The 4,870-nt window shown below is 70.9% G+C and carries 2 protein-coding genes and 1 pseudogene; all 3 read right to left on the reverse strand.

Annotation, left to right across the window (positions count from 1 at the left end; all coding sequences use genetic code 11):
- Nucleotides 1-111: 111 nt before the first annotated feature.
- A complete protein-coding gene (locus tag IJH84_RS17300) occupies nucleotides 112-1,362 on the reverse strand; it encodes a DNA polymerase III subunit delta' (RefSeq protein ID WP_200068268.1) in 1,251 nt (416 codons plus the stop codon).
- Between the two features lie 73 nt (nucleotides 1,363-1,435).
- Entirely contained in the window at nucleotides 1,436-4,393 is a 2,958-nt protein-coding gene (topA, locus tag IJH84_RS17305) for a type I DNA topoisomerase (RefSeq protein WP_295146269.1), read from the reverse strand.
- A 273-nt stretch (nucleotides 4,394-4,666) separates the two neighbouring features.
- A pseudogene (locus tag IJH84_RS17310) lies at nucleotides 4,667-4,870 on the reverse strand (hypothetical protein); the annotation flags it as partial.

Consider the following 4,870-nt stretch of genomic DNA (forward strand, 5'->3'; position numbering starts at 1 on the left):
GAAGCGGTCAACGTCCCGCAGCAGACCCCGGCCGACTGACCGGCCGCCACTGACGCGGCCCCCGCACCCAGGGGAGGAGGGTGCGGGGGCCGTTTCACGTCCGCGGCGGCGTCAGCCCCGGTGCAAGGTGGCGGCCATCGCCTCCACGGCGATGATCGGCTTCACGTTGCGGCTCAGCGCCGTGCGGCACTCCAGCACCGCTTCCAGCCGCCGCAGCGCCGACTCCGAGCTCCACTCCGAAGCCGCGCGCACCACATCCGCCTCGTAGTCCGGATGGTTCAGCGGCGCGGCCGAACGCGACCGGGTCACCAACACGTCCCGGTAGAACCCCGCCAAGTCCACCAGTGCCAGGTCCAGCGCGTCCCGCTGCGAACGGGTGGCCCGGGACTTCTGCCGCTTCTCCAGTTCGCGCAGCGCGGCGTTCGCGCCGCGGTTCGCCGCCGCGGTCCCCTTACCGGTACCGCCCGCTCCCATGGCGGTGCGCAGCTCGTCCTTCTCGGCTTCGTCGCGTTCCTCGTTGGCCGCTGCCGCTTCCGTCTCCGCGGACTTCACCAGCCCGCCGGCGGCGGTGAACACATCGGAGAACCGGCGCAGACCGGCCGGGACGCTGAGCACCTTCGCGCGCCGCTCCCGCGCATCGGAATCTGTCGCCAACCGCCGCGCACGGCCGATGTGTCCGCCGCACACGGACGCGGCCCAGGTGGCCATGGCGTCCTCGATGCCGTCCCGTTCGCGCAGCACCTCCGCGATCGCGGACGCCAGCGGAGTGCGCAGCTGCACGGCGCGGCACCGCGAGCGGATCGTCACCGGCACGTCCTCCGGGTGGTCCGAAGGCGCGCACAGCGCGAAAACCGTGCGGTCCGGAGGTTCTTCGACGGCCTTGAGCAGCGCGTTCGCCGCGCCTTCGGTCAGCCGGTCGGAATCCTCGATGAGCACGACCCGCCATTCCCCGGTGGTCGGGCGGCGGGCCGCGGCCTGCACGAGCTCGCGCATCTCGCGCACCGAGATCGTCAGACCCTCCGGCACGACCACGCGCACGTCCGCGTGCGTGCCGGACATGACCGTGCGGCAGGCGGAGCAGTGCCCGCAGCCCGGCAGGTCACCATCCGCGGCCGGGTCCGTGCACTGCAGTGCCGCCGCGAAGGCGCGAGCCGCCACCGAGCGGCCGGATCCGGGCGGTCCGGTGAACAACCACGCGTGGGTCATCGCCCCGGCCGGCGCCGGCTCACCCCGGATCTGCAACCGCGCGGCGCGGGCGGCTGCCAGCAGCGTGCGCACCGCGGCGGGCTGACCGACGATGTCCGCCCAGACGCCGGTGTCCGGCGGGACCTCGCCCTCGACCGGATCCGGGGACTCCTGCACAGGTCACCTCCGTGGCGTTCACCCGCACTGTACGAGGCGGCCACGACAGCGGACCGGGCGCACCCGGGGCGGTTCAGGACTGCGAAGACGCGGTTTCGTCGCTCTTCGCGGACTTGCTGCGGGCGCCGGTGCTGCGCGACGACGTGCTCTTCGAGCCGTTCGTCTTGGCTGTGGAGCTCTTCGATGCCGTGCTCTTGGCGGAGGTCCCCGACTTCGCCGAAGTGCCGGATTTCGCGGACGTGCCGGACTTGGCGGTGCTCTTGCCGGACGTGCTCTTGGAGCCGCTCTTGGACGCCGTGCTCTTCGACGCGGAACTCTTCGACGCAGCGCCCTTGGCGGAGGTGCTCTTGGCTGAGGCACTCTTGGCGGAGGCGCTCTTGGCGGGGGCGCTCTTCGACGAGCTGCTCTTCGACTGCGCCGACTTCTTCTTCGGCGGAGCCTTCGCGCGGCGTTCCTGGATCAGTTCGGTCGCGCGGTCCATCGACAGCGACTCGACGTCATCGCCCTTGCGCAGCGAAGCGTTCGTCTCGCCGTCGGTGACGTACGGCCCGAACCGGCCGTCCTTGATCACCAGCGGCTTGCCGGTGTCCGGCTCGTCGCCCAATTCGCGCAGTGGAGCCGCCGCGGCCCGCCTGCCGCGCTGCTTCGGCTGCGCGTAGAGCTTCTTCGCCTCGTCCAGCGTGACCGTGAAGATCTGCTCCTCGGTCTCCAGCGACCGCGAATCGGTGCCGCGCTTCAAGTACGGCCCGTAGCGGCCGTTCTGCGCGGTGATCTCCTCGCCGGAGTCGGGGTCGGTGCCGACCACCCGCGGCAGCGACAGCAGCTTCAGCGCGTCCTCGAGCGTCACGGTGTCCAGCGACATCGACTTGAGCAGGCTGCCGGTGCGCGGCTTGGACTTGTCGCCCTCGGGCAGCACCTCGGTGACGTACGGGCCGAAGCGGCCTTCCTTGGCCAGCACCTCGTGCCCCGACTCCGGATCGGTGCCGAGGCTGCGGCCCTCCATCGGCGTCGCGAACAGCTTCTCCGCGATCTGCGCGGTGAGCTCGTCCGGCGGCAGGTCGTCCGGCAGGTTCGCGCGCTGCGACTCGTCGTCGCCGAGCGGGCGCTCCAGGTACGGCCCGTACCTGCCGACCCGGACGTAGACCGTGCGGTTTTCGTCGTCGGTGAACATCGGGATCGAGTTCACCTCGCGGGCGTCGATCTGCTCCACGCTGGAACCGACCAGCTTCTTGAGCCCGCCGGCGCGGCCGATCGAGTCGTCCGGCCCGACCTCGCCGCCGAAGTAGAAGCCGGAAAGCCACTTCGTGCGCTGCTGGCGCCCCTCGGCGATGCGGTCCAGCTCGTCCTCCAGCGCGGCGGTGAAGTCGTAGTCCACCAGCCGGCCGAAGTGCTGTTCCATCAAGCCCACCACGGCGAACGCCACCCAGGACGGCACCAGCGCGGAGCCCTTCTTCCACACGTAGCCGCGTTCCTGCACGGTGCTGATGATCGAGGCGTAGGTGGACGGGCGGCCGATGCCGAGCTCTTCCAGCGCCTTGACCAGGCTGGCCTCGGTGTAGCGGGCGGGCGGGTTGGTGCTGTGCCCGTCCGGCTCCAGTTCGGCGGCGGTGATCGGCTGGTCCTGCGCGAGCCGCGGCAGCCTGGACTCCGCGTCGTCGGCGACGCCGCCCGCCTCCGAGTCCACCGACTCGACGTAGGCCTTCAGGAAGCCGGGGAAGGTGATCGTGCGCCCGGATGCGGCGAACGTGCACTCCTCGCCGCCCGCGGCGGTGCCGGTGATGCGCACCGACAGCGTGGTGCCCTTCGCGTCGGCCATCTGCGAGGCGATGGTGCGCTGCCAGATCAGCTCGTAGAGCTTGAACCCGTCGGCGTCGAGCTCGTTGGCCACCTGGCCGGGCGTGCGGAAGGTGTCCCCGGCGGGCCGGATCGCCTCGTGCGCTTCCTGCGCGTTTTTGACCTTGCGGTTGTACTGCCGGGGTTGCGGCGAGAGGTGATCGTCGCCGTAGAGGTCCCGCGCCTGGTTGCGGGCCGCGCTCAGCGCCGTCTCGGACAGCGTCGTCGAGTCGGTCCGCATGTAGGTGATGTAGCCGTTCTCGTAGAGCCGCTGCGCGGTGCGCATCGTGCGGTCCGCGGAGAAGCGGAGCTTGCGGCTGGCCTCCTGCTGCAGCGTGGAGGTCATGAACGGCGCGTAGGGGCGCCGCGTGTAGGGCTTCTCCTCGACGCTGGACACGCTCAGCTGCGCGTCGGCGAGCGCGCCCGCCAGGCGGCGCGCCTCCTGCTCGTCGAGCGGGCGCACATCGGCGTTGCGCAACCTGCCGTCCGAACCGAAGTCCCGTCCGGTGGCGATCTTCGCGCCGTCCACGCTGACCAGGCGGGCGCCGAAGCGGCGCGGATCGGCCTGCGCACCGGCATCCATGGTGGCCGAGATGTCCCAGTAGGAAGCGGGCACGAACTTGATGCGCTCCCGCTCGCGCTGCACCACGATCCGGGTCGCCACGGACTGCACCCGGCCCGCCGAGAGCTTCGGCATGACCTTCTTCCACAGCACCGGGCTGACCTCGTAGCCGTAGAGCCGGTCCAGGATGCGGCGCGTCTCCTGCGCGTCCACCAAGTCCTGGTCCAGGTCGCGCGGGTTCGCCGCGGCGGCCTGGATGGCGGACTCGGTGATCTCGTGGAACACCATCCGGCGCACCGGCACCTTCGGCTTGAGCGTTTCCATCAGGTGCCAGGCGATCGCTTCGCCCTCGCGGTCGCCGTCCGTGGCGAGGTAGAGCTCGTCGACTTCCTTCAGCGCGTCCTTGAGCTCGCTGACCGTGCTCTTCTTGTCCGCGGTCACCAGGTACAGCGGCTCGAAGTTGTTCTCCACGTCCACGCCGAGCCGCGCCCAGGACTGGCCCTTGTACTTCGCCGGGACGTCCGCGGCGCCGCGCGGCAGGTCCCGGATGTGCCCGCGGGAGGACTCCACCAGGAACTCGGAACCGAGGAACGAGGCGATCTTCTTGGCCTTGGCGGGGGACTCGACGATCACCAGCCGCCGACCACCGGCGCCCGCTCCGTTCGCGGACCCCGAAGCCCGGCCGTTGCCGTCCTGCTTCGCCCGTGTCGACCCAGCCACGCTTACCTGCTCTCTCCTCGCGAAGGCGTCCGATCCGCCAGTGTGCACCGGACGCGGTCCGATATGCCGCACCCAGGGACGCACAGCGTGGCACACCACACGCCGGTACTCGCGTCTTCCGTCCCGTACGAACGTATCGGGTGAGGAACTTGTTCCGTTGCGTGACCTGTCACTGCCTGCGGTGAAGCGTCACGAAACGAGCGGCCACGTGCGCTCGATCGCACCATCGGGTGTCGGGCCGACGAGTTCGGCGAGGCGTTCGATGCGGCGCCGCCCGGTGACGCGCAACGCCGGACCGCCGGCGCGTGGCCCGAGGCAGCGCGTCGGAAGTCCTGCCCTGGACAGCGCGGAGGTCAACGGCTCGTGCGTGTCCGGCGCGTGCGGATCCAGGCC

The sequence above is a fragment of the Saccharopolyspora sp. genome, assembly GCF_017434145.1.
GTDB lineage: Bacteria > Actinomycetota > Actinomycetes > Mycobacteriales > Pseudonocardiaceae > Saccharopolyspora_C > Saccharopolyspora_C galaxeae.